Here is a 19,821-nt window from a genome sequence, read left to right as displayed (position 1 = left end):
GCACCGACCACAACTCGAGATTACGTCGTTACTGTTTCGACATCGACCTAATCGCGATAGCCGGGGCCGGCGTTACATCGACGTCGCCAGCCGAACGGAGTCATCGGGTTGACCGGCCAGGCGCGGAGTCCAGCCCGGCGGTCCGAAAACATAGCCCAACCGGTCACGAAACCGGCTCGCCGACCGACAGTCGCGCACGATAGCGACGTATTCACGGGTCTGCAGGTTCCAGATGTTGAAGGTGTCCACTTGCTTGGTGAGGCCGTAATGCGGACGGAACAGCTCGGCCTGGAAACTGCCGAACAAGCGATCCCAGATGATGAAGATGCCGCCGTAGTTCTTGTCGAGGTACACCTTGTCCATGCCGTGGTGCACCCGGTGGTGCGACGGCGTGTTGAAGATGAATTCGAACGGCCGCGGGAGCTTGTCGATCCGTTCGGTGTGCACCCAGTACTGGTAGATCAAGTTCAGCGAGAAGGCGAAGAACACCATCCAGGGCGGAATTCCCAGCAGCGGCAACGGAACCCACATCAAGATCTCGCCGCTGTTGTTCCACTTCTGGCGAAGCGCGGTGGCGAAGTTGAAGTACTGGCTGGAGTGGTGAGCCTGGTGCGTGGCCCAGATCAGTCGCACCCGGTGGGCGATGCGGTGGTAGGCGTAGTACAGCAGGTCGACGCCGACGATCGCGATGACCCAGGTGTACCACTGGTCCACCCGCAGGTGCCACGGCGCCAGGTAGGCATAGATCGCGGCGTAACCCAGCAGGGCCAGGGTCTTCCAGCCGGCGGTGGTGGCAATCGAGACCAGCCCCATCGAGATACTCGCCCAGGAATCGCGGGTCAGATACGCACCCGACGCCGGGCGGGGATCCTCGGCCGCCTCCAGATGCTCCAGCTTGCGGGCCGCGGTCCACTCGAGAATCAGCAGCAGCAGGAAAAACGGAATGGCGAGCAGCACCGGGTCCCGCATTTGCGGAGGTAGTACGGCTAAGAACCCTGTGATGGCACCCACACAGACAGGGTAAGGCCTGCGGTGCGGCAGTCATCAATCCGATCTGTCGCTCGGGCGCCTCGACGGTCCAGACTGTGGCTGATGACAGCGATCAATCGCGGGACGGCTGTGCTGGTGGTCGGCTCCGGGTTCGCGGGGTTATGGGCGGCGCTCGGCGCCGCCCGGCGACTCGACGAGCTTGCTGTGCCGCCGGGAACGGTCGATATCACCGTGCTCAGCGCGACGGGGTGCCACGACATCCGGGTCCGCAACTACGAGGCCGATCTGCGCGCCTGCCGGATTCCGCTCTCCGAGCTGCTCGATCCCGCCGGGGTGGCGCACATCGCCGCCGAGGTGACGACCGTCGACGCGGACACCCGAACCGTCGGAACCGCAGCCGGTGAGACATTCGGCTACGACCGGCTGGTGCTGGCGTCGGGTAGCCGAGTCCTCAAACCGGTCATACCGGGGCTGCGGGAGTTCGGTTTCGACGTCGACACCTATGACGGCGCCGTCGCGTTGCAGCGGCATCTGCAGGGACTTGCCGGCGGTCCGCCGGCGCCCGAAGCGGCGACGGTCGTCGTGGTCGGTGCCGGGCTGACGGGTATCGAGACGGCATGCGAGCTGCCGAACCGGTTGCGCGCGTTGTTCTCCGGAATCACTCCCCGGGTGGTTCTCGTCGACCACAATCCGGTGGTCGGCTCCGATATGGGCCCCTCGGCACGACCGGTGATCGAAAAGGCATTGTCGGACAATGGCATTGAGACCAGAACAGGAGCCAGTGTCACCGAGGTCGGCCCCACCGCGGTGTCTTTGTCCTCGGGTGAGCAGCTGGCGGCGGCAACCGTGGTGTGGTGCGCGGGCATGCGGGCGAGCTCGCTCGCCGAACAGCTGCCGGTGGCCCGCGACCGGTCGGGCCGGGTGCTCGTCGATGACTACCTGCGGGTGATCGGAGTCGAGTCGATATTCGCCGCGGGTGACGTGGCCGCGGCGCGCATGGATGACGAACACCTGTCGGTGATGTCGTGTCAGCACGGGCGGCCGATGGGCCGTTATGCTGGCTACAACGTGATTAGCGACTTGTTTGACGCGCCCCTGCTGGCCCTTCGAATCCCTTGGTATGTCACGGTTCTCGATCTCGGGCCGGCCGGTGCGGTTTACACCGAGGGATGGGATCGCGCAGTGGTCTCGACGGGAGCGCACGCCAAGGCCACCAAGCAGACCATCAATCGCAGGCGAATCTATCCCCCGCTGACCGGCGTCCGCGCCGACCTGCTGGCGTCGGCCGCGCCGGAGCTACAGGACCGCCCGTAGCCGGGCGCGATCATTCCGGCTGTCGCTCGTCGCCGGCGTACCACTGCACCGCGCGAACGCCGGATTGCAAGGACAGCTCGGCGACCAATCGCTCCAGTTTGGCCGGGGTATGTCCGTCCACGAGAAGGTGTGCGGTCAAGGTGATCTCGTCGTCTGTCACCCGCCCGGTATGGATGCCGCGCAGCGTCATGTCGTTGCTGCTGGCGTGCTGGATCAGTTGGGCGCGGGCGTATTTCTCGGACTTCGGACGACAGATGGCCTGCACCAGGAAGGGTTGACGGCCCTCGTCCTCTTCAGCGTCGTTGTCGTGGTCGATCACCCGCCCCAGCGGGCGGCCGATCAAGTGGATGGTGAGGACGGACAGGGTGGCGATCAACGTGAATACCAGGTGCCCGGAGGCGGCCAGGACGCCGATCGCCGCCGAGCACCACAGGGTGGCGGCGGTGTTGAGGCCCCGGACGTTGACGCCCTCGCGCAGGATCACGCCACCACCGAGAAACCCGATACCGGACACCACATAGGACGCGACTCGGGTGGGGCTGCTGTCCGCGGTGGCAACCGCGTACAACACGAACAGGGTTGCACCTGCGGCGACCAGAGCGTTCGTCCGTAGCCCGGCCCTGCGGGCTCGCCATTGCCGCTCTATGCCGACCAGGGCGCCACACCCCACCCCGACGCCGAGCCGGAGCCCGAAATCGGCGACGCTCAACGTCTGCGTCACACCGCGCTCCTTCCCCGGGGACGTTTGGCGAGACTCAGGTTAACCGGCTTTGGGTGTCAGGTGGTGGGGGCAGTACGCATCCGATGCGAGCGCCGCGAATTTGGCCGCGGCATCCAACGTCATCCCCGGGTTCTGGTCCTTGATGTCACTGACAACCTGCAGACCCGTCTCGCCCCTGCCCATCATCCCGCACACCGCTTTGGCGGACGCGATGACTTGGCTGGGACTGCTGTAGGTGATGCCGGCATCGCCGAGCCTGGCCAGAAATAGCGAATCGTCGCCCTCCGGCTCGGCGTGCGCGGGCGTCGCGAGACCGATCGCGCCAATTACGACTACCAGCGTCGGCAGCAGTTTCATGTGCTGGGAAGCTGGACGTCGGGCAAGGTCACCTTCGGCGTTTCTCCCCGGGAGACGTGCACTGTATGAATACCGGGTTTTTTGGTCAATTGGTCGAGCAGCGCGTCGAGCCCCGCCTTGTCGACGTTCCAGTGCTGCACGGCTTCCGGTTCCTTCTGCAGCTTCGCGATGACATCGTCGAGTTTGACAGGCTCACCACACTTCCCGCCGCTGGCTCTGACGCGGGCGCCGCCGCCGAAGATTGGCGGCGACGCCGCACCTAGCGCCCCGCCGGTCAGGCTGCCCAGTGCCATCGGACCAAGGAGGCTTCCCGGGATCCCGGACGCGGGGGCCGCGGCCAGGCTGGTGGCCGGCAGCGCCGTGCTGACCATCCGGATTGCCGGGGTCGCCGACGCCCAGGTCGGTGGCACCGATAGTCTGCCCACCACGTTTGCCTCGCCGACGCCCGCCGATACCGGACTGGTGAATCCGACGGCGGCGGCCGGCCGCATGCCGAGCCCGGCGCCCAAGGCAGACTTCGGGATGTCGAGCCCCTCAACCGGAGGCTTCCAGAACAGCTTGAACTCGGTCATGCCGAGGTTGATTGGGCTCATGCTGTCGTTGGCGACCGTGCTGAACCGGCCGATGTCGGCAAGAATCCCGAAAGTGTTCTGCCATGTTGCCCCGGCGACTGGTGAACCGGTCAGGCCATTGAGCACCTGGTCCCAGAAGTTCATGTAATTGCGGGCACCGTTGCCGAGCGCCTCCAGTAGCTGCGAGATGAAGTCGTACGGGGAGCTGGCCGCCGCAGCACTCGGCAATGCGTCCGCGGCCACAGCGGCAGCGTCGGCCTCGCCTGCCGCGGCTGCCTGGCGGGCCAGCCCAGTGGCATCCGTGGTCTGCGGCGGCTCGGTGAATGGCGTCAGTCGGGTGGCGGCCGCCGACGCGCTCGCGTAGCTGAACATCGCGGCGGCGTCCTGCGCCCACATCTCGCCGTACTCGCCCTCGGTGGCCGCGATCGCGGCCGTGTTCTGCCCGAAAGTATTGGTTACCAACAACATTGCGAGCTCGGCGCGGTTGGTCGCGATCTCCGTCGGTGGCACCACCGCCGCGAAAGTGGTCTCATACGCGCTCACCGCGGCCATGGCTTGAACGGCCGCTGTCTTGGCCTGCGCCGAGGTAGCCGTCATCCACGTCACGAAGGGCGCGGCCGCGGCGGCCATGGCCACTGACGACGGGCCGGTCCACGCATCGTTGACCAGCCCGTCGACGATCGCACCGTAGGAGGACGCCGTGGACTGCAGTTCAGCTGCCAACGCATCCCACGCGGCCGCGGCGGCCAGCAGCGGCCCTGCCCCCGGACCCATGTACATCTCACCCGAGGTGATTTCTGGTGGTTGGAACGCGAAACTCATTGCCGTACCTCTCAATACAGGCTTAGCCGGTGGCTGCCGCGTTGGCTGCTTCAGTGGCCGCGTACGACCCGGCACTGCTCGCCAAAGTGCTGACGAACATCTGGTGAATCACCGCCGCCTGGGCGCTGACCGCTTGGTACATCTGGGCGTGCGCCGCGAACTGCGCAGCGGTCAAGGCCGAAACCTCATCCGCGGCGGCCGGGATTACGCCCGTCGTCGGGGCGGCCGCGGCGGCGTTCTCCGCGCTCATCGACCCGCCGATGCCCTGCAAGTCGCCGGCCACAGCCGCCAACATCTCCGGCTGTGCAGTCACAAAAGACATAGCTTGTCCCCCGCGTTCCGTTGGATTAATCCCGTCTCAGGTGCCACGTCGAAACCCCTCAATCCGCCGGGACCACGATGATGGTGGCCGTGGTGGCGACGCCCTCGGCCGCCGCGGCGGAGGCCCCCGTGGTGCCATTGCTGATCGTGCGCACACCGGCGCCCGCCAGGGCGCGACCGGCCAGACTCGCCATGGCCATTTCGCCGAACAACGAGCCTTGTGTCGTTGCGGGAATCGCCGGCAGCGCCACCGAACTTGTTCCCGGCAGCAGCGATGCGACCGTCTTCATCACGGGGGCGGCCGACGCCCAGCCCTGCGGGACCGACAACGATCCGACCAGGGTCGAGCGGCCCATCGACCCCGACACCGCCCCGCCGACGTCCGGTGTCACCCAGGAGATGTAGCCGCCGCGCAGCGGCGCCAGCGGCGACAGCCCTCCGACGATGTCCTTTCCGCCGCCGAGCAATTCCGCAACGCCCGGCCCGTTTTGTGCCAGACCAAGCGCCTGAAGGGACAACAGCCACCAACCACCGGGCAGGATGATCGCCCCGATGGGGCTGTAAGCGCCCGTGATAGCGCTGAAAATGGACCGGAGATTAACCGTGAGGGGGTAGATATCGTCGATGATCGACGCCGGTGTTGCCGTCGCCGAAGGCGCGGCTGCCAGGGATTGCAGCAATGCGGGCGTCTCGTTGATCAGCGTAGACAGCTCCGATTGGATATCTGACGTCGCAGCGGCTTCCGCAACAGTTGCGGCCTGTCTGGCCACCCCCGACGGGTCGGTGGTCTGCGGCGGCTCGGTGAACGGCGTCAGCTCGGTGGCTGCTGCCGACGAGCCGGCGTACGCATACATCGCTACGGCGTCCTGGGCCCACATCTCGGCGTAGTCCGCTTCGGCGGCCGCGATCGCCGCGGTGTTCTGTCCGAGAATGTTGGTGGCGATCAGCGTCATCACCAGGCTGCGGTTGGCCGCGATCACCGGCGGGGGCACCGTCGCAGCGAACGCGGTCTCGTAGGCGGCCCCAGCGAGCCTGGCCTGCATGGCCGCCTGCTCCGCCTGCACTCCGGATGCCGTCGCCCACGCCACAAACGGCGCGACCGCGGCGCTCATCGAGATGGACGCCGGACCTGACCATGATCCGACGGTCAGGCCCTGGATCCTCGAGAGGTAGGCCGACGCATAGGAATGCAGTTCGGCTCCCAGCGAATCCCAGGCCGCAGCGGCGGCCAGCAAAGGCCCCGATCCCGCACCGACGTACATTCGACCGGAGTTGATCTCTGGTGGTAGCGCCCCGAAGTCCAACATTTCTACCTCCGATCCCTCCTTTGGGCGCCATGGTAGGCGCGGTTTCGCACCCCTGGCCGCAAACTCGCCGCAGCTCTAATGAAATACATCGAATCGGGCCGCTTGGCACGTGTTTAACGACGGTCAGCACGGGCTCTCGGGGTTAAGAATTTCTCAGGGTTCCCACCCGGCCCCGGGTTTCAGATCGGATCATGTATATGGCAATAATTGTGGGATAATTTCGTATTAATGCGACGCCCGGGTGTGACACAGAACGGCGTTGCAGCTAACATCATAGGGGCGATACTACCTGTTGAATCGGTATTATCCTGGAGCACAGCGACGCTTCTAAGAGTTCCTGATGAATTTATCAACTGACGAATGTCGCGGTATTATAGCGCGGGGCCTTGATTGCGTTAACCGCCAATGCAGGCGAATATCCACAATTGCATCTGCAACTTTTCCTGCTATCGAATTGCAAGGGTGCAAATTTCACCCGACGACATAAACTGTTCGGCTCAATGATTGGCGATGTTTCCATTATTTTCCGCATTTTCCAGTACGGATTTTTCGTTCATCGCCGCCGCCGCGTTGGCGCGATTTACCACGCAATCGCGTGGCCCACGGTTCGAATTCTCGGCCCGTCCGCCGTGACTTGCCGCCGCTCCAAAAGGTCGCTGCGGCAAGCGCATCGCCGGTATCGGGAGGGTGCGTGGCCGCCGCGGAGGCGCCCGGGCGCGACAACGCAGGTACCCAATTGATCGTCAATGGTCACACTGAGCTCCCCTAAATTTCACCTAGCGTAAACATATAAAACTGCTACGAGGTTTATTGAGGTTTGCTGTGAGATGGCGTCGTCAAGTAAGTCTGCCGCCCTCATGTCGAGTAGTGTGACCGCCCCGTTGTCCGTACGGTGACATCGAGAAACAAACGCCGCTAGCTATCCGGTTATAGCGACCATCCATCGGCTGGCATCCGCTGTTAGTTGCCGCCCCCGGTATCGCTACTGGTGTCGAGGAGTTCGGGGCAGTAGGCGTTGGCGGCGGCTTGGGCGAACTTGGCGGCCTTGGCCATCGAGAATGCCGGGTTGAGGTCTCGAATGTCCCGGATGATGTCGAGCTGTGACGTCCCGGAGTTGGCCAGGTCGCACACTTTTTGGCCCGCCTTGATCGCGCGGTCCGGGTTTTGATAGCTGATCCCTGCCTGCGTAAGCGCAGCGAGGAACGCGTCGTCACCCGGATCGGCGTGAGCAGGAGCGGCCAAGCCGACCATGACGACGGTGCCGGTCAGTAGCGATAGGACTCTCATCTGTGATTAACCGGCGGCGGGCGGGCGTCCGATGACGCGGGGGCGGAACCCGTAGATCGGGTCGGCGAACTCGTCCTCGTGCGAACCGGGAATGCCCGCCAGCGGCACTCCGGGCATGCCCACTGCTCCGGCCTCTTCCATCACCATCGGGGTGGCCGCACCAAAGCTGTGGTACGCCCCAGCGCCGACCTGAGTCGTCGCCGCAACGGTGGACACGGTTGCTCCGGTACCGGCCCAGGTCGGCGGCACCGACAAGGCCCCCACCAGGCTGGCCTGTCCGACTGCCGCGGTGGCTGCCGCGCCGGTCAGGCTCGTCGATGAGGCCAGCCCGGCACTACCCAGGCCGGCAGCCAGATCCTCCAATCCTGACGTGGTCGCACCTATGGCACTGAGGCCGTTGAGCGCCACCTGTGAATCGACGAAGGTCGTCGGGTTCAGAATGCCGTTGGTGGTGAAGGCGTTTGACAGGCCGGACACGCTGTTGTTGTTGAGGAAGGCCCCCAGCAGATTCTGGTTGGAATTGCTCAACATGTTCAGAAACCCGGAGAGGCCGGTGGTGTCGGAACCCGAGCCGGGCGTAAATATGTTGTCCCCTGCCGCGGCGGCAAGCGAGGTCGGATCGCCGCCAAATGCCTGGGCAACTGCGTCGGCTTGCTGCTCCGCTCCGTCCGGGGTGGTGTCGGATTGCGGTTGGCTAAACGGCGTCATTTGGGTCGCTGCGCGCGAGGAGGCGGTGTAGGTGGTCATCGCCGAGGCATCTTGAGCCCACATCTCGCCGTATTGGGCCTCGGTGGCCGCGATCGCGCCGGAATTTTGGCCAATGATGTTGCTCGACACCAGATTCGCCAGCAGGGTGCGATTGGCCGTGACGAGCGGCGGAGGCACCGTCGCAGCAAACGCGGCCTCGTACGCGGCCGCGGCGGCGTTAGCCCCAGCACCGGCCTGCTCCGCCTGGGCGGCGGTGGTGCTCATCCACGCCAGATACGGTTCGAGCGCGGCCGCCATCCTCGCCGACGCCGGGCCCAGCCAGCCCTCACTGACCAAGGACTTGATCACTGACTCGTAAGTAGTTGCCGCCGAACGCATCTCAGTAGCTATCGCATTCCAGGCAGCAGCCGCGGCCAGCATCGACCCCGATCCCGCACCGATATACATCTTGGCCGAGTTGACTTCTGGCGGTAACGCCCCAAAATTCAGCATGACATCTCCTCCTGAAGTCTGTTATCCAGCAGCCGGCGGACGTGGCATAACGACCGGCCGAAACCCATACCGGGGAATCGCGCGGCGCAGCCTCTTACCGGTCCCACCCAGTGGCCCTGCCACACCGCCAGGCCCGCCCGCCGCCGGTGCCCCGGAGGACCCGATATCACTGAGGCCAGTGACTGGGGCCGGCCCCTGACCGGCACTGATGTTGGCCGCGTTACTCCAGCTCTGCGGCACCGACATCGAACCCACCAAATGCGCATTGCCCACCCCAGCAGTTGCCGACGTCAGACCCGCCGACGGGACCGTGCTGGATGCCAGGGCGGCGAACCCGGGACCGTCCGCGTTCAGGGCGAAGTCCCCCAGGCCCGATAGCACCGTGGCACGCGTGCCCATAGCGCCGATTGCCGTTCCAATGATGGTTTGCGGGTTGAACGGTCCGCCGGCAATCGTGCCGTTGAGGATCGAGTTGGCGAAGAAGTTACTGTTGAGGAAGTTTCCCAAGGCCGTGTTGTTGGTCCCATCGAAGAAGCCCGTCCAGTAATCAATAATCGACCCCTGGGGCGCGGCAGCAGGATCCACATCGAGGGCAGAGAACGTGTCACCGGACATCAGCGACTGCGCGTTGCCGGCCGCCGAATTCACCGCCTGATTGACTGCCTCGTTTTGTCCGGCTACCCCGTCAGGTGTGGTGTTGGACTGCGGCGAGGTGAACGGCGTTATCTGCGCCGCAGAGCTCGAGGCACTGCTATAGCCGGTCATCGCCGAAGCATCCTGAGCCCACATCTCGGCGTACTCGGCGTCAGTCGCCGCGATCGCCGGGGAGTTCTGCCCAACAATGTTGGAGGCCACCAAATTCAGCAACAGCGTGCGGTTGGCCGCAACAACCGGCGGGGGCACCGTCATCGCATATGCGGCTTCAAAAGCCGTCGCCGCCGCACTGGCCTGCATGCCGGTCTGCTCGGCCTGCCCCGCAGTGGTATTCAGCCACGTAAGATACGGAGCCGCCGCCGCCAGCATCGACGCCGACGACGGACCATACCAGCCCGCACTGATCAACTCCCTCAGCACCGCGTCGTAAGCAGTTGCCGCAGAACGCATTTCAGCGCCCAACGTGCTCCACGCAGTGGCCGCCGCCAACAGCGGCGCAGACCCCGGACCAGAATACATTCTGGTCGAGTTAACTTCCGGCGGTAACGCCGCAAAATCCAGCATGATTCCCCCTCGGCGCTAACAGGTCACGGCTGCGTCGGCTGCCTCGGTGGCCACATGCGAACCGGCATTGGTCACCACGTTGACAAAGGTCATCGGAGTTCTCCTTTTGGAAAGGGTGAGCCGGCGGCGCGACATTAGCTAGGACATACACCGATTCCGCAACGTGGGTATGGTTGGCTCGGTGCGGCCGCTAGGCAAAAGCGGCGCCAGCATCGGCTCGAACGAAACATCATCGATCGAGAATTGGGACTATCACCGGGACTAATTTCGCTCTCACCTCCTCAACGCCAGGGCACACCAAGATGCCTTCATTCTGCACGAAGAGGTGAGGACATCCGGCTGAATCGCCGGATCCGGCACCCCTCTCATCAGAGCTTCGGCACCACACTGCGTATCTGGCCGACCCAAAGCCAGAAGCCACTTGGGCTCAACCCTTAATCCGGGAAGAGCTGTCCTGACCCTGGGCGTCTTTCGACGTTTGAGGTCAGTGGCCTATATCCGTAATGGAAGCCTCACCTAACGAGGTGCTGCACAGGCCATCGTGGTATTCAACACAGGACGAGTCAAGTTAGCTGCGAGGCGTTTGCAACAATTCACTCCGCAGCCACGCGCATGCCGTCGGCCGCACTACGACTGCTGAGCGGGAGAACGCTAGTCCGACTTCTTCTCGGCGACTGCCGCACTGAGACCCTCAAGCAAGTCTTCACCGCTCAGCTCCTTGAATCGGAGCAGTTGAAGCTCGCTGAATTCGGTAATGTCGCTGGCCAGTACCGCGTCGAGGTCCTCATCGTCGAGACGGAAACTCCGATGGTCGCGGGCTTTCTCCACCACATTTCGCACGAAGCCGGCATTGCCGAGCGTATCGATGCCGCGAATCAGATCCCCGTCGTCCGAATAGTTCTCGTCGAGGTAGAACTTGGTGTAAGACGGCAAGAGGGCGTGAGCGCATTCTTCGGTGATGACGTCTTCGTTCTCCTGGCCCATCAATCGGGTCAGCGCGACCAGCTCATCGGGCGTGTAGCTGAAGAACTCGATCACGGTCGAAAAGCGCCGTCGCAGACCCTGATTCACCTCGAGCATCTTATCCATGGCTTTGGCGTAACCGGCACCGAAAACCACCAGCTCGTCGCGATGATTCTCCATGTACAACAGCAAGGTGTTGATGATCGCGTTCCCGTACGGGTCGCCCGTTTGATATCCCTTTTCGTGCAAGGTGTGCATCTCGTCGAAGAACACCGCCGCACCCAGGGCGCCCTCGAGCATCTCCTCGGTGTTCTTCTCCGCGTCGGCCATGTAGCGGCCCAGCAGCTTGGTGCGGCTGGTCTCCACCACGAGCGGCTTGCGCAGCACCGTTAGTCCGCACAGCTGCTTGCTGAAAGCGCGTGCCACCGAGGTCTTTCCGGTTCCAGGCGGGCCCAGCAGCAAGGTGTGACGGGAGGTCACCGGCACGGGCAATCCCATCTTGGCGCGGGCCAGATTCACCTTTGTCGTGGACTTGATGAGTTTGATTTCCCGTTTGGCCTTTTCCATGCCCAACATCGCGTTGAGCTCCGCATCGCCCTCGGCCAGGTATCTTGCGGCCTCCTCAGCGTGGCGAGCGGCCTCCGTCTCGGCCCGAGTCGGAGCGCTGTTCGGATCCCACGGGTCCGTTCGCGCCTCGATGGTTTCCGGGTCGGTCAGCACCAACTGGTAGTTGGGATTGTCCAGGGCTTCGCGAGCTGGAGTGAACTTCGGATCTCGCGAATAGACCCGGCGCAGAACCTCAATGGCCTCTTCTTCGCGACCGAGGTGCCGCAGGCACATGCCCTGGGTATACAAGGCGACATTGGCCGCGCCCGGCACCCGATCTGCTTCGATCGCGTCCTGGCTGCGCCGTACCGCCTCTTCGAAGACCCCGAGCGACGCCAGCGCCGTGGTTGCCATGGCCGCACCGGCGGCCTTCAGCTCCGGGTTGCGCCAGATCTTCCCCTCGGGGAATTGGGTGAGCACGTCCGGCCATCGTCCGGTGCGAAAGTAGACAATGCCTCGCACGTAAGCGATGAGCTCTTCATCGATGGGTTGGCGAGGTTCGACTCGATCGAGCAATTTGGCGGCTTCTTCGTAGCGCTTCGCCTCGGCGAGTACCGCGGCGTAGGCACACGTGAGCGACTCGACGCTGATGACTGCCAGCTTCAGAAACAAACCATCAGAGACGTCGGGGTGAAACTGCAATTCCGTGACGCCGAGCCGACGGATTTCCCACCCAAACGTGGCGACCGCCGTCCAGGCTCCGGCCAGCACCTCGACGCTTTGGTCGCCCGCCAGCAATCGCGCCAGCCACGCGTCGCACATCGCCGGGTCGAGCGCGCTGGCCGTGGTGAACATTCGCAGCGCCACCTGCGGGTTGTGGCTGGGCTGCAGTCCATTGACGGAGATCCCCGACGCCAACAGACCGGCGATCATCGCGTTACGGGCGTCCTCCGCCACTGATTGCGGGCGGCTCATTGATCCGCGAGCAAGCGCTCAGCGTCCTCCCGCACCTGGCCTACCTGAAGCACTAGATCATCGTCCTCGAGCAGCCCCCGGGTGGGTACGACCAGCAACGGACGCGTCGTCGGAGCAGGCAGGCTGGCACGCACCGCGGCCAGCTGGCGGCCGGTAAGCCGGTTGAGTCCGGACGACACTCCCCTGGGCAACCGGCTGTCGCTGTGATAGCGAACCCAGCCTGACACCTCGGGTCGACCGTCGTCAGCGGTGAGCTGGATAGTCACCACCGTCGCCTCGGCGTCGGGCAGCCACAGCTCCTCGAGCGTCTCGGTGGTGATGTCCGACGGCGTCAACCAGAAGCTGGTCGCGAAACCGTTGAAGTGCTTGAGATAGCGCCAGCCCGGCCGGCTCCAGGTCGGCTCCAGGTCTGCGAGCACAGCGCTGTCCACCTCGGCGATTTCCTCGGAGGTCAACGGCCGGGGCGCACACCCCGGTGCTTCGAGATCCTGGACCAGCCGCTCGGTGGCCGCGACCAGCGTGGAAGCCAGCGAATCGCGAGCCGCGACCGCGGCGACGTTGGACTGCGGGTTCATCCGCAGCACCAGCCAGGTGCGGCGTACGTAGGAGGCGGGCTGCTCGCTGACCAGCCCCCACTCTTCGGGACCCAACTTGTCGAGCTTGGACAACTCGGCGGCATTGCCGCCGCGGCGCATCTGCACCGAAACGATGTCGATGCCGTCGAGATGGACGTCGAACTGGCGTAGCCCGGTGGCGACTGAGCGGACCAGGATGCTGGCCGGCGGTGCACTGCGCTGGCGGTGCCGCGCTGCTGCGTCGTCATCGCCATCCAGCGCGATCACGGTGACCAGGCGACCGTCATACTCGCGCACACCGACCTTGTCGCGCCCGAATCGGCGCTGGTAGTCAAGCGCGGGGGTGCACCCTGCGGCCAGCGTGGTGCCTGGGTCGGCGGACCAGTCCCACAGCCATCCGGCCAAACCGGAAGTCACGGTGAGGCCGTGATGGGTGACCAGCGACAGCAGCGTGATGATGGCCGAGATGCCGACCCCCACCCACCAAGCGATGTGGTGGGTGCCCTGCCAAGAGTCGGGGCAGTGACTGGCGACCAACAGGATCGCGACGACGACCAGGAACACCACCGTGACTCGCGCCCACGACAAAGACAATCCGAACCTGCGCTGAGCCTTCATTGCTTTTGCTGCTCCGCCCTTATTGTTGCTGCTTGCGGCGCTTCATCAACGTCGCGATACCAAATACTGCGCCGCCTATCAGGAGTGCCCCGGTCAATCCCCCGGCCGCCACCCACACCGGCAGCATGTCGCGGTGCGCGGGCGGTTTGGGCACGTTCAACGGTATCGACAGTTGCTGTGGCGGCTTCAGCGGCCCGTCGGGAATGTCCCAGGTCAGTGCTGCTACCGGGTCGACGACGCCGTAACCGAGCTGGTTGTCGATGCCGCGGGCAGGTGCCCGTGCGGAGCGCTCCAACCGGTTGATCACTTGGTATGCGGACAGCTGTGGGTACTTGGCACGAACGAGTGCCGCCACCCCGGACACGATCGCGGCCGAGAAGCTGGTGCCGCTGGGGACCAGCAACGAGTTGTCCGGCCCGTCAATCGCGTTGATCAGGCCGTCGTCGCGGGGCGACAGCCCAATGACGTCGCTTCCAGGAGCGGCGATCCCGACCCACGGACCGGCGACGCTCGACGGACCCTGCCCTTGACTGCCCTGGGTCTGCGCGTGCCCCTCCGAATCCACCGCACCGACGGTCAAGACGTAGTCGCTGAACCAGGAGGGCGTCACCACCGTGGTGACGGCGTTCCAATCGCGCGGGTCTTTGGGCTTCAACGGATCGAAGATCGGGTTCTGCTTGCAGTCCTTCTTGCTGGTGTCGCCGGCCGCAGCCACGATCACGGCGTTCCTGTCGACCGCCGCATACCGGACTGCCGCTCCCAGTGCACGCTGGTCGATGACGTTGCGTGCACTCATGCAGGTCACGTCGGAGATGTTGATCACCGAGGCGCCCATGTTGGCGGCGTGCACGATTGCGCGTGCCATCGTCTCGACGCCGGAGATCTTGGCCGAGGTCTGCGGGTCCTCATCGCCGGTGTAGGCGTCCTTGAGGCCGAAGGCCTGGCTGGACTGGCGAATCGCGATGATGTCGACGTCGGGGGCAATGCCGCTGTAGGCATCGGGCCCTGTGCGCCCAGGCGGCGCTGGTGGTGCAGGAGGCGGTGCGGGTGTCGGCGTCGGCGCCAGCGGGCGCGGATTGCCGACCTGTACCGTCTGTGCGCCACCGGAGTAGCTCGGGATCGTCACGGTGCCGCCGCCGTGGTTAGCGGCTCCGGGGGCCGGCGGCGCAGCTGGCGCGGGTGGCGGTGGTGGTCCCTGAGCCGGCGGAGCCTGTGAGGGTGATGCCGGCGCCGGTGCGGCCGGTGGCGGCGGTGGTGGTGGCTGCGGTGCCCATGGCGGCGGCGGGCCTTCCTCGGATGGCGGCGTGGCCGGAACCATCGTCACGGTCTGGGGTAACGGTGACAGGGTCACGGTCTGGGGCGGCGGCGCTTTCGGCGGTGGCTCGGTGGTGGGAATAGTCACCGGCTTGCGCGGTCCCGCCACCGGTGGCGGTGGCGCGCCGTTCGCCGGTGCCGCGCCGATCATCGATGCCACGATGGTGCCGTGGGCGTCGCAGTCGGACAGCCCGTCGCCGCCCATGATGTAGTCCCCGCCGGGAATCAGATGCGGAAACCTGGGGTGCGGACTCACACCGGTGTCGATGACGGCGACCTTGATCCCGGCGCCGCGGCCGAACTGCCATGCCTCCTGCAGATTCAGCATTTCCATGTACTTCGGCTGCAGCTTGAAATCGGTGCCGGGCAGCACCCCGACTTCGGTGCAGTACGAGTTCTGCTTCATCGGTGCCGGTGGCCCCGGCGGACCGTCCGGCGGTACCGCCGCCGGATCGATCGTCGGCGGCGATATCGCGTAGGCGGGCGGTAAGCCGGCTAGTGAACCCGACGTCAGCAAGAGTGCGGCGATAGCCGCACTCGATGCGCGATTACGCCACACCTTGCCGTTACCGGTACCGGATCGCTGCATAGACATTCATCAACCACAATGCCAGCGGGAAGATGGGCATCAGGCAGACGTACTCAATCCATTCCACAAACTTGCGGAACAGCGGGCTGTAGATGCTGTTCGGCACGACGGCCGCGGACACCAGGCCCGCCGCCGGCAGCAGCACCAAGATTCCCACGCAGACAGACACCGAGAGTGGCGACTGCAACTCGAGCGCATACCGCACCACTACCGTCCCGACGATCAACACGGACGTGCCGGCCAACGTGATCGCTTGCAAGCGATCCACGTATGAGCGGCCGCGAAGCATCAGGAACCCAGCGCTGAAGCCGGCCAGTAGCAGCGGCAGCCAACGTTGCCCGGTGTGCGGATCTGACAGTCCCGCCAACGAGACCACCATCAACACGCCGAAACCGACCAGCAGGCCCGATAGGAACGACCGGGCACGTTCGGCCTGCAACAGCACGTCGCGCACCGAAGCGGGGCCTTCCAGCACCGGCGGCCCGCCGGCACCGCGCACCACGGTGGTGGGCAGATCGGGCCGGGCCTCAAACACCCAGCGGCTGGTGGCTGACGGGAAGACCGGCAACCGGATGCCGGACAAGCGACGCGACATGGCCGGCGCGCACTGGTAACCCATCACGCAGACCAGTACGACGGTCGTCAGCATCGTCACCGCGCTGGTCAACGCGACCATCCGCGCCAGGGCCGCAATCGTCGCCGCCGAACCGACAGTGATCAGCGCGGTGTACAGGGCTAACCTGCGTCCAGTGAATCGAAGGGCAAGTATCGAGGAAATGGTGAGGACACCGAAGCCCAGCACCGCTTGGGGTGACCCGACACCGCCGGGCGGTGCCCCGGCGGCGGCGATCGCCAACGGCGCAAGGCTGCTCACCAGCATCAGATCGGCGACGCGCCGATCGGCCTGCGTTTGAGCACGCATCAGCAGCATCGTCGAAATGCCCAGCACGATCGTGGCGATGACCGCCGCGTAGATCGATGTCAGCCACGAGTTGTGATGCCAGCGCCACCAGCCCAGCAACACCGATGCGACGACCACGCCGGCGGCCACCATCGAGGCGCCGACCTGCACTGCGACGACGGGGTCGATCGCGGCGAAGCGCTTGCTGAGGTTCTGCGACACCGCGGTGGAAATGTGCTCGACCACCTGCGAACGCTTTTCGGTGTCGGCAACGAACCGGATCCATAAGCGGTCACCGTCGAGGACGTCCTGCTCGGTCAGCGATTGGGTAGCCCGCAACGGCGACCCGTCGACCAGGCACAACGCCCACTTACCGCGACCCGTCGCCTCCAGCGGAGTCTCGCCGAGCTCACGCAGCCGGCTGTTGACCACCTTCAGTAGCGGGTCGGTCATCACCGACACCGGGGCGTTGGCGTCCAACAGAACGCCAATCTGGACACCCTCGCCGGCCATGATGCCAACTACGACTGCCCGCGGCTGTGAAATTCCCTCAAGATCAGCCTGTGGCGCGTCAGCTACCGCAGTCATCGGGCCGCACCCCCTGTCATGGTGAATGTGTCATTCCGGGTCGTCAGTCGCGTGGAGGGCTCGGTCGATCTAGTCTCCGGTGCGCCGGAAAGTGGCAGTCCGACGTTTTCGAATTTCATTTACCCTGCCTCGCGATAGATGATTCCGATGACACTTAGTTTCATTTTTTACTGTTTATTAGAGAAGTATGACGCCTTCGTGGCCTAGCCGCACGCCGAGTTCAAAACCTTTACAAGCCTTAACGTTTGGAACTCTCGTTACACCCTGCTGTGGGTCTTCCACTCGCCATAAGGCAATGTGTCCAGCACCGTCTTGACGCCGACTTGCACCAACTGCGGGGTCGCCGGACAGATCGCCAACCAGGCCTCCCCCGAACCCGCCGTCCGTGCCTGTTGGTAAAGCGCAATCCGGCCACCGGAGCCATCTTTTAGCGAAAGCACCGACGCGCTAGGGCCCTTCGCGTCGTCCCGGTACTGGCGCGCGTACACAGCAACCTCTGCGGCCGGGTCCGAAAGTGCCTGTCCCAGTGCGGCTACCGTTGCGGCGCTGATGCCCATCCGTCGCAAGTCTCCGCCGGAGAACACGTTGAAGCCGGACTCTTGCCACGACTTGGTGGCTTCCAGCATGTCGTCGAGCGGCACGTTCACCGCGTTGATGGCCGCGGGCTCTGCGTGGTGGATCGACTCGAGACCATCGAGCACGAGCGCCGCGATCGACGCGCTGTCCGCGACGGCGACGTCGTCGACGGTGATGTCGGCGCCGACCCGAACCGCGGATACCCAATGCTGACCGCGTCGGGCCAGCACCACCCGGAACTCATTGTCGGGGATATCCCGCGAACCCGGGGGCTGGCTTTCGTCATCGACGACGCCGTAAAGGAGCTTGCCCCGCGACAGCAGCGCGATGACTTCCAGGTCTGGCGCGGAGAGCACCCGCATCCGCGCCGCAACTTCTTCATTGACCTCGTCGCCGACGACAATGCCCTGCTCACGCATCACCGCCATGCCGGGGTGTTCGTTCAGCCAGTCACTGCTGTCGGTAGATACGTAGGGCCGGCACCGCAGCTCCGGAGCGACGTGTCGAATGTCCAGTAACGCCTGGAGCATCCAGAAGCCGTCGACGTTCACGGTGATGTCGGTGCGGGTGGTCTGCTGGTCCATCAGTACCTCAGAAGGTCGTAGTGCACGGTAACCGCAGGACGCGGCAGCACACCGAACTGCCGGTGTGCTGCCGCGCCTGAAGTCTTGGGCGTCAGGCCCAGCTGGACCCGACGGCGCTGTCGGTGCTGGCCATGTTGTTGCCCGCGGACTGCACCTTCTGGCCGTGCTGGTTGGCCTGCTCGTAGATCACCTGGAAGTTGCGACCCAACTGGGTGATGAACTCCTGGCAAGACACCGAACCGGCGCCACCCCAAAAGTCACCGGCGGCCAGCACATCGCGAACGATGGCCTGGTGCTCGGCTTCCAGCGAAGCAGCCTGCGCGCGGATCAGGGCGCCGTGGGCGTCCACATCTCCGAACTGATAATTGATCGACATTATCTACGTCCTCCCTTGAAAGTGTTTGGGTAGCAGCGAGTTTCGCGGCTAGTGGCCGAGGGCCTGCTGCGAGGCCTGCTCTTGCGTCTCGTAGTTGTTGGCGTCACGGATCAGCCCGTCACGCACGCCGTGCAGCATGTTGACAATGTTGTTGAACGCCTGGTTCATCTGACCCATGGTGTCGTAAGAAGTGGCCTGAGCCTGACCGCTCCAGCCCGCGCCGGCGATGTTCATCGACGACGACCACATCCTGCGAGCCTCATCCGACACCGTCTGCGCGTGCATCTCAAAGCGGCCGGCCATCGCACGCATCGCGTGCGGGTCGGTCATAAAACGTGTTGCCATATTGCCTTTCTCCTTCGATTACTTGCTACTCGAGTTTTTGTTCTGATGGACAGTGATGGTCAGGCCAGTTGCGAGTGCTGACGCGACTGCCGGACCGGATACCTAAGGATGTTTGCCTCCCCATAACCCGCCCCCACCGGACCGTCTAGCCGCTCCAGACGGCTAGCCCGATCACCGAGTGACTGGCGTTGAGCCCACTTCGGTGTGGGACGTCCCTAGCCTTAAATGACCCAACCGGTTAGCCGGCGGCGGCGGCGTTGGCGGCCTCAGTCGCGGCGTACGAGCCGGAACTGGTCGACAACGTGTTCACGAACTGCTCGTGAATCGCCGTAGCCTGAGCGCTGACGGCCTGGTACATGTGCGCGTGCGCAGCGAACTGAGCTGCGGTGAGCGCCGAGACCTCGTCGGCAGCGGCCGGTACCACCCCGGTCGTCGGGGCCGCCGCAGCCGCGTTTTGGGCGCTAAGAGCAGATCCGATTCCCGTCAGGGTTCCGGCTGCCGCGGCCAAAGCCTCCGGCTGTGTCGTCACGAACGACATATTGTTCCTCCTCCATAATCCCCAAACTCTCTGCCTGAGAGTAGATGACCGTGTTCCGTAAAGCCTGTTCCGAAGACCGCCCGTTCGCAATTGTTCACGGAACGGTACGGCGAATTCACTTTTAGTAACGACACAGTAACAGCGTTTTGGCCCTTTTGGGGGCTCTGAGCAGCGAAATCATAGTACTGACAAGGTCTGACCTCTGTGGTTGTCGAAAGCCTGCT

Annotated in this window: 18 protein-coding genes and 1 riboswitch; of the genes, 1 reads left to right on the top strand and 17 read right to left on the bottom strand. The window is 64.5% G+C overall.

Annotated features, from left to right (window positions below):
* Positions 1-72: 72 nt before the first annotated feature.
* Positions 73-1,011: a sterol desaturase family protein gene (locus DB708_RS16135; protein WP_201263533.1), complete on the bottom strand. Its 939-nt coding sequence runs from the start codon at positions 1,009-1,011 to the stop codon at positions 73-75.
* An 81-nt stretch (positions 1,012-1,092) separates the two neighbouring features.
* Between DB708_RS16135 and DB708_RS16130 the strand changes: the two genes are divergently transcribed.
* Positions 1,093-2,304, top strand: coding sequence for an NAD(P)/FAD-dependent oxidoreductase (locus DB708_RS16130; RefSeq protein ID WP_108923448.1), 1,212 nt, complete (start codon positions 1,093-1,095; stop codon positions 2,302-2,304).
* A gap of 10 nt (positions 2,305-2,314) precedes the next feature.
* Here the strand turns inward: DB708_RS16130 and DB708_RS16125 are convergent, their stop codons facing one another.
* The 16 genes from DB708_RS16125 to DB708_RS16050 form a co-directional block, all read right to left on the bottom strand.
* Positions 2,315-3,025 carry an MgtC/SapB family protein gene (locus DB708_RS16125; RefSeq protein WP_108923446.1) on the bottom strand — a complete coding sequence of 237 codons (711 nt, stop codon included), beginning with the start codon at positions 3,023-3,025 and terminating at the stop codon, positions 2,315-2,317.
* A gap of 39 nt (positions 3,026-3,064) precedes the next feature.
* Positions 3,065-3,382 (bottom strand): DUF732 domain-containing protein, encoded by a 318-nt coding sequence (locus tag DB708_RS16120; protein WP_108923444.1) that lies wholly within the window; start codon positions 3,380-3,382, stop codon positions 3,065-3,067.
* A complete protein-coding gene (locus tag DB708_RS16115; protein ID WP_108923442.1) occupies positions 3,379-4,776 on the bottom strand; it encodes a PPE family protein in 1,398 nt (465 codons plus the stop codon). The genes DB708_RS16120 and DB708_RS16115 overlap by 4 nt, the downstream gene beginning before the upstream one ends.
* Positions 4,777-4,798: 22 nt before the next feature.
* Positions 4,799-5,098: a PE family protein gene (locus DB708_RS16110; RefSeq protein ID WP_108923441.1), complete on the bottom strand. Its 300-nt coding sequence runs from the start codon at positions 5,096-5,098 to the stop codon at positions 4,799-4,801.
* Between the two features lie 58 nt (positions 5,099-5,156).
* Positions 5,157-6,404, bottom strand: coding sequence for a PPE family protein (locus tag DB708_RS16105; RefSeq protein WP_108923440.1), 1,248 nt, complete (start codon positions 6,402-6,404; stop codon positions 5,157-5,159).
* Between the two features lie 960 nt (positions 6,405-7,364).
* Positions 7,365-7,691, bottom strand: a complete 327-nt coding sequence (locus DB708_RS16100; protein ID WP_108923439.1) for a DUF732 domain-containing protein — start codon at positions 7,689-7,691, stop codon at positions 7,365-7,367.
* Between the two features lie 6 nt (positions 7,692-7,697).
* Positions 7,698-8,891: a PPE family protein gene (locus DB708_RS16095; protein WP_272889503.1), complete on the bottom strand. Its 1,194-nt coding sequence runs from the start codon at positions 8,889-8,891 to the stop codon at positions 7,698-7,700.
* Between the two features lie 21 nt (positions 8,892-8,912).
* Complete coding sequence (locus tag DB708_RS16090) at positions 8,913-10,109, bottom strand: PPE family protein (RefSeq protein WP_272889502.1); 1,197 nt, start codon at positions 10,107-10,109, stop codon at positions 8,913-8,915.
* 353 nt (positions 10,110-10,462) lie between these two features.
* A riboswitch (M-box (ykoK) riboswitch) is annotated at positions 10,463-10,640 on the bottom strand.
* 120 nt (positions 10,641-10,760) lie between these two features.
* Positions 10,761-12,593, bottom strand: a complete 1,833-nt coding sequence (gene eccA / locus DB708_RS16085) for a type VII secretion AAA-ATPase EccA (protein ID WP_108923438.1) — start codon at positions 12,591-12,593, stop codon at positions 10,761-10,763.
* A complete protein-coding gene (gene eccE, locus DB708_RS16080) occupies positions 12,590-13,786 on the bottom strand; it encodes a type VII secretion protein EccE (RefSeq protein ID WP_108923437.1) in 1,197 nt (398 codons plus the stop codon). Before eccE ends, eccA begins: the two co-directional genes overlap by 4 nt.
* A gap of 19 nt (positions 13,787-13,805) precedes the next feature.
* Entirely contained in the window at positions 13,806-15,689 is a 1,884-nt protein-coding gene (locus DB708_RS16075) for a type VII secretion-associated serine protease mycosin (RefSeq protein WP_108923436.1), read from the bottom strand.
* Complete coding sequence (gene eccD / locus DB708_RS16070; protein WP_108923435.1) at positions 15,667-17,178, bottom strand: type VII secretion integral membrane protein EccD; 1,512 nt, start codon at positions 17,176-17,178, stop codon at positions 15,667-15,669. The genes DB708_RS16075 and eccD overlap by 23 nt, the downstream gene beginning before the upstream one ends.
* A 257-nt stretch (positions 17,179-17,435) precedes the next feature.
* Positions 17,436-18,338, bottom strand: a complete 903-nt coding sequence (locus tag DB708_RS16065; RefSeq protein WP_108923434.1) for an ESX secretion-associated protein EspG — start codon at positions 18,336-18,338, stop codon at positions 17,436-17,438.
* A gap of 91 nt (positions 18,339-18,429) precedes the next feature.
* Positions 18,430-18,714 (bottom strand): WXG100 family type VII secretion target, encoded by a 285-nt coding sequence (locus DB708_RS16060; RefSeq protein WP_108923433.1) that lies wholly within the window; start codon positions 18,712-18,714, stop codon positions 18,430-18,432.
* Positions 18,715-18,762: 48 nt separating this feature from the next.
* Entirely contained in the window at positions 18,763-19,059 is a 297-nt protein-coding gene (locus tag DB708_RS16055) for a WXG100 family type VII secretion target (protein WP_108923383.1), read from the bottom strand.
* Positions 19,060-19,297: 238 nt separating this feature from the next.
* Positions 19,298-19,597, bottom strand: coding sequence for a PE family protein (locus tag DB708_RS16050; RefSeq protein ID WP_108923381.1), 300 nt, complete (start codon positions 19,595-19,597; stop codon positions 19,298-19,300).
* Positions 19,598-19,821: the final 224 nt, after the last annotated feature.

Source organism: Mycobacterium montefiorense (assembly GCF_003112775.1).
GTDB classification, from domain to species: domain Bacteria; phylum Actinomycetota; class Actinomycetes; order Mycobacteriales; family Mycobacteriaceae; genus Mycobacterium; species Mycobacterium montefiorense.
The sequence above is the reverse complement of the archived record's forward strand: the minus strand, read 5'-3'. Positions and strand labels throughout refer to the sequence as shown.

Excerpts from the sequence above, each read along its gene's own strand:
- DB708_RS16105 (WP_108923440.1), bottom strand. The coding sequence starts at position 6,404 with ATGTTGGACTTCGGGGCGCTACCACCAGAGATCAACTCCGGTCGAATG.
- DB708_RS16065 (WP_108923434.1), bottom strand. The coding sequence starts at position 18,338 with ATGGACCAGCAGACCACCCGCACCGACATCACCGTGAACGTCGACGGC.
- DB708_RS16120 (WP_108923444.1), bottom strand. The coding sequence starts at position 3,382 with ATGAAACTGCTGCCGACGCTGGTAGTCGTAATTGGCGCGATCGGTCTC.
- eccD (WP_108923435.1), bottom strand. The coding sequence starts at position 17,178 with ATGACTGCGGTAGCTGACGCGCCACAGGCTGATCTTGAGGGAATTTCA.
- eccA (WP_108923438.1), bottom strand. The coding sequence starts at position 12,593 with ATGAGCCGCCCGCAATCAGTGGCGGAGGACGCCCGTAACGCGATGATC.
- DB708_RS16095 (WP_272889503.1), bottom strand. The coding sequence starts at position 8,891 with ATGCTGAATTTTGGGGCGTTACCGCCAGAAGTCAACTCGGCCAAGATG.
- DB708_RS16075 (WP_108923436.1), bottom strand. The coding sequence starts at position 15,689 with ATGCAGCGATCCGGTACCGGTAACGGCAAGGTGTGGCGTAATCGCGCA.
- DB708_RS16055 (WP_108923383.1), bottom strand. The coding sequence starts at position 19,059 with ATGGCAACACGTTTTATGACCGACCCGCACGCGATGCGTGCGATGGCC.
- DB708_RS16110 (WP_108923441.1), bottom strand. The coding sequence starts at position 5,098 with ATGTCTTTTGTGACTGCACAGCCGGAGATGTTGGCGGCTGTGGCCGGC.
- DB708_RS16100 (WP_108923439.1), bottom strand. The coding sequence starts at position 7,691 with ATGAGAGTCCTATCGCTACTGACCGGCACCGTCGTCATGGTCGGCTTG.
- DB708_RS16090 (WP_272889502.1), bottom strand. The coding sequence starts at position 10,109 with ATGCTGGATTTTGCGGCGTTACCGCCGGAAGTTAACTCGACCAGAATG.
- DB708_RS16130 (WP_108923448.1), top strand. The coding sequence starts at position 1,093 with ATGACAGCGATCAATCGCGGGACGGCTGTGCTGGTGGTCGGCTCCGGG.
- DB708_RS16050 (WP_108923381.1), bottom strand. The coding sequence starts at position 19,597 with ATGTCGTTCGTGACGACACAGCCGGAGGCTTTGGCCGCGGCAGCCGGA.
- DB708_RS16060 (WP_108923433.1), bottom strand. The coding sequence starts at position 18,714 with ATGTCGATCAATTATCAGTTCGGAGATGTGGACGCCCACGGCGCCCTG.
- DB708_RS16115 (WP_108923442.1), bottom strand. The coding sequence starts at position 4,776 with ATGAGTTTCGCGTTCCAACCACCAGAAATCACCTCGGGTGAGATGTAC.
- eccE (WP_108923437.1), bottom strand. The coding sequence starts at position 13,786 with ATGAAGGCTCAGCGCAGGTTCGGATTGTCTTTGTCGTGGGCGCGAGTC.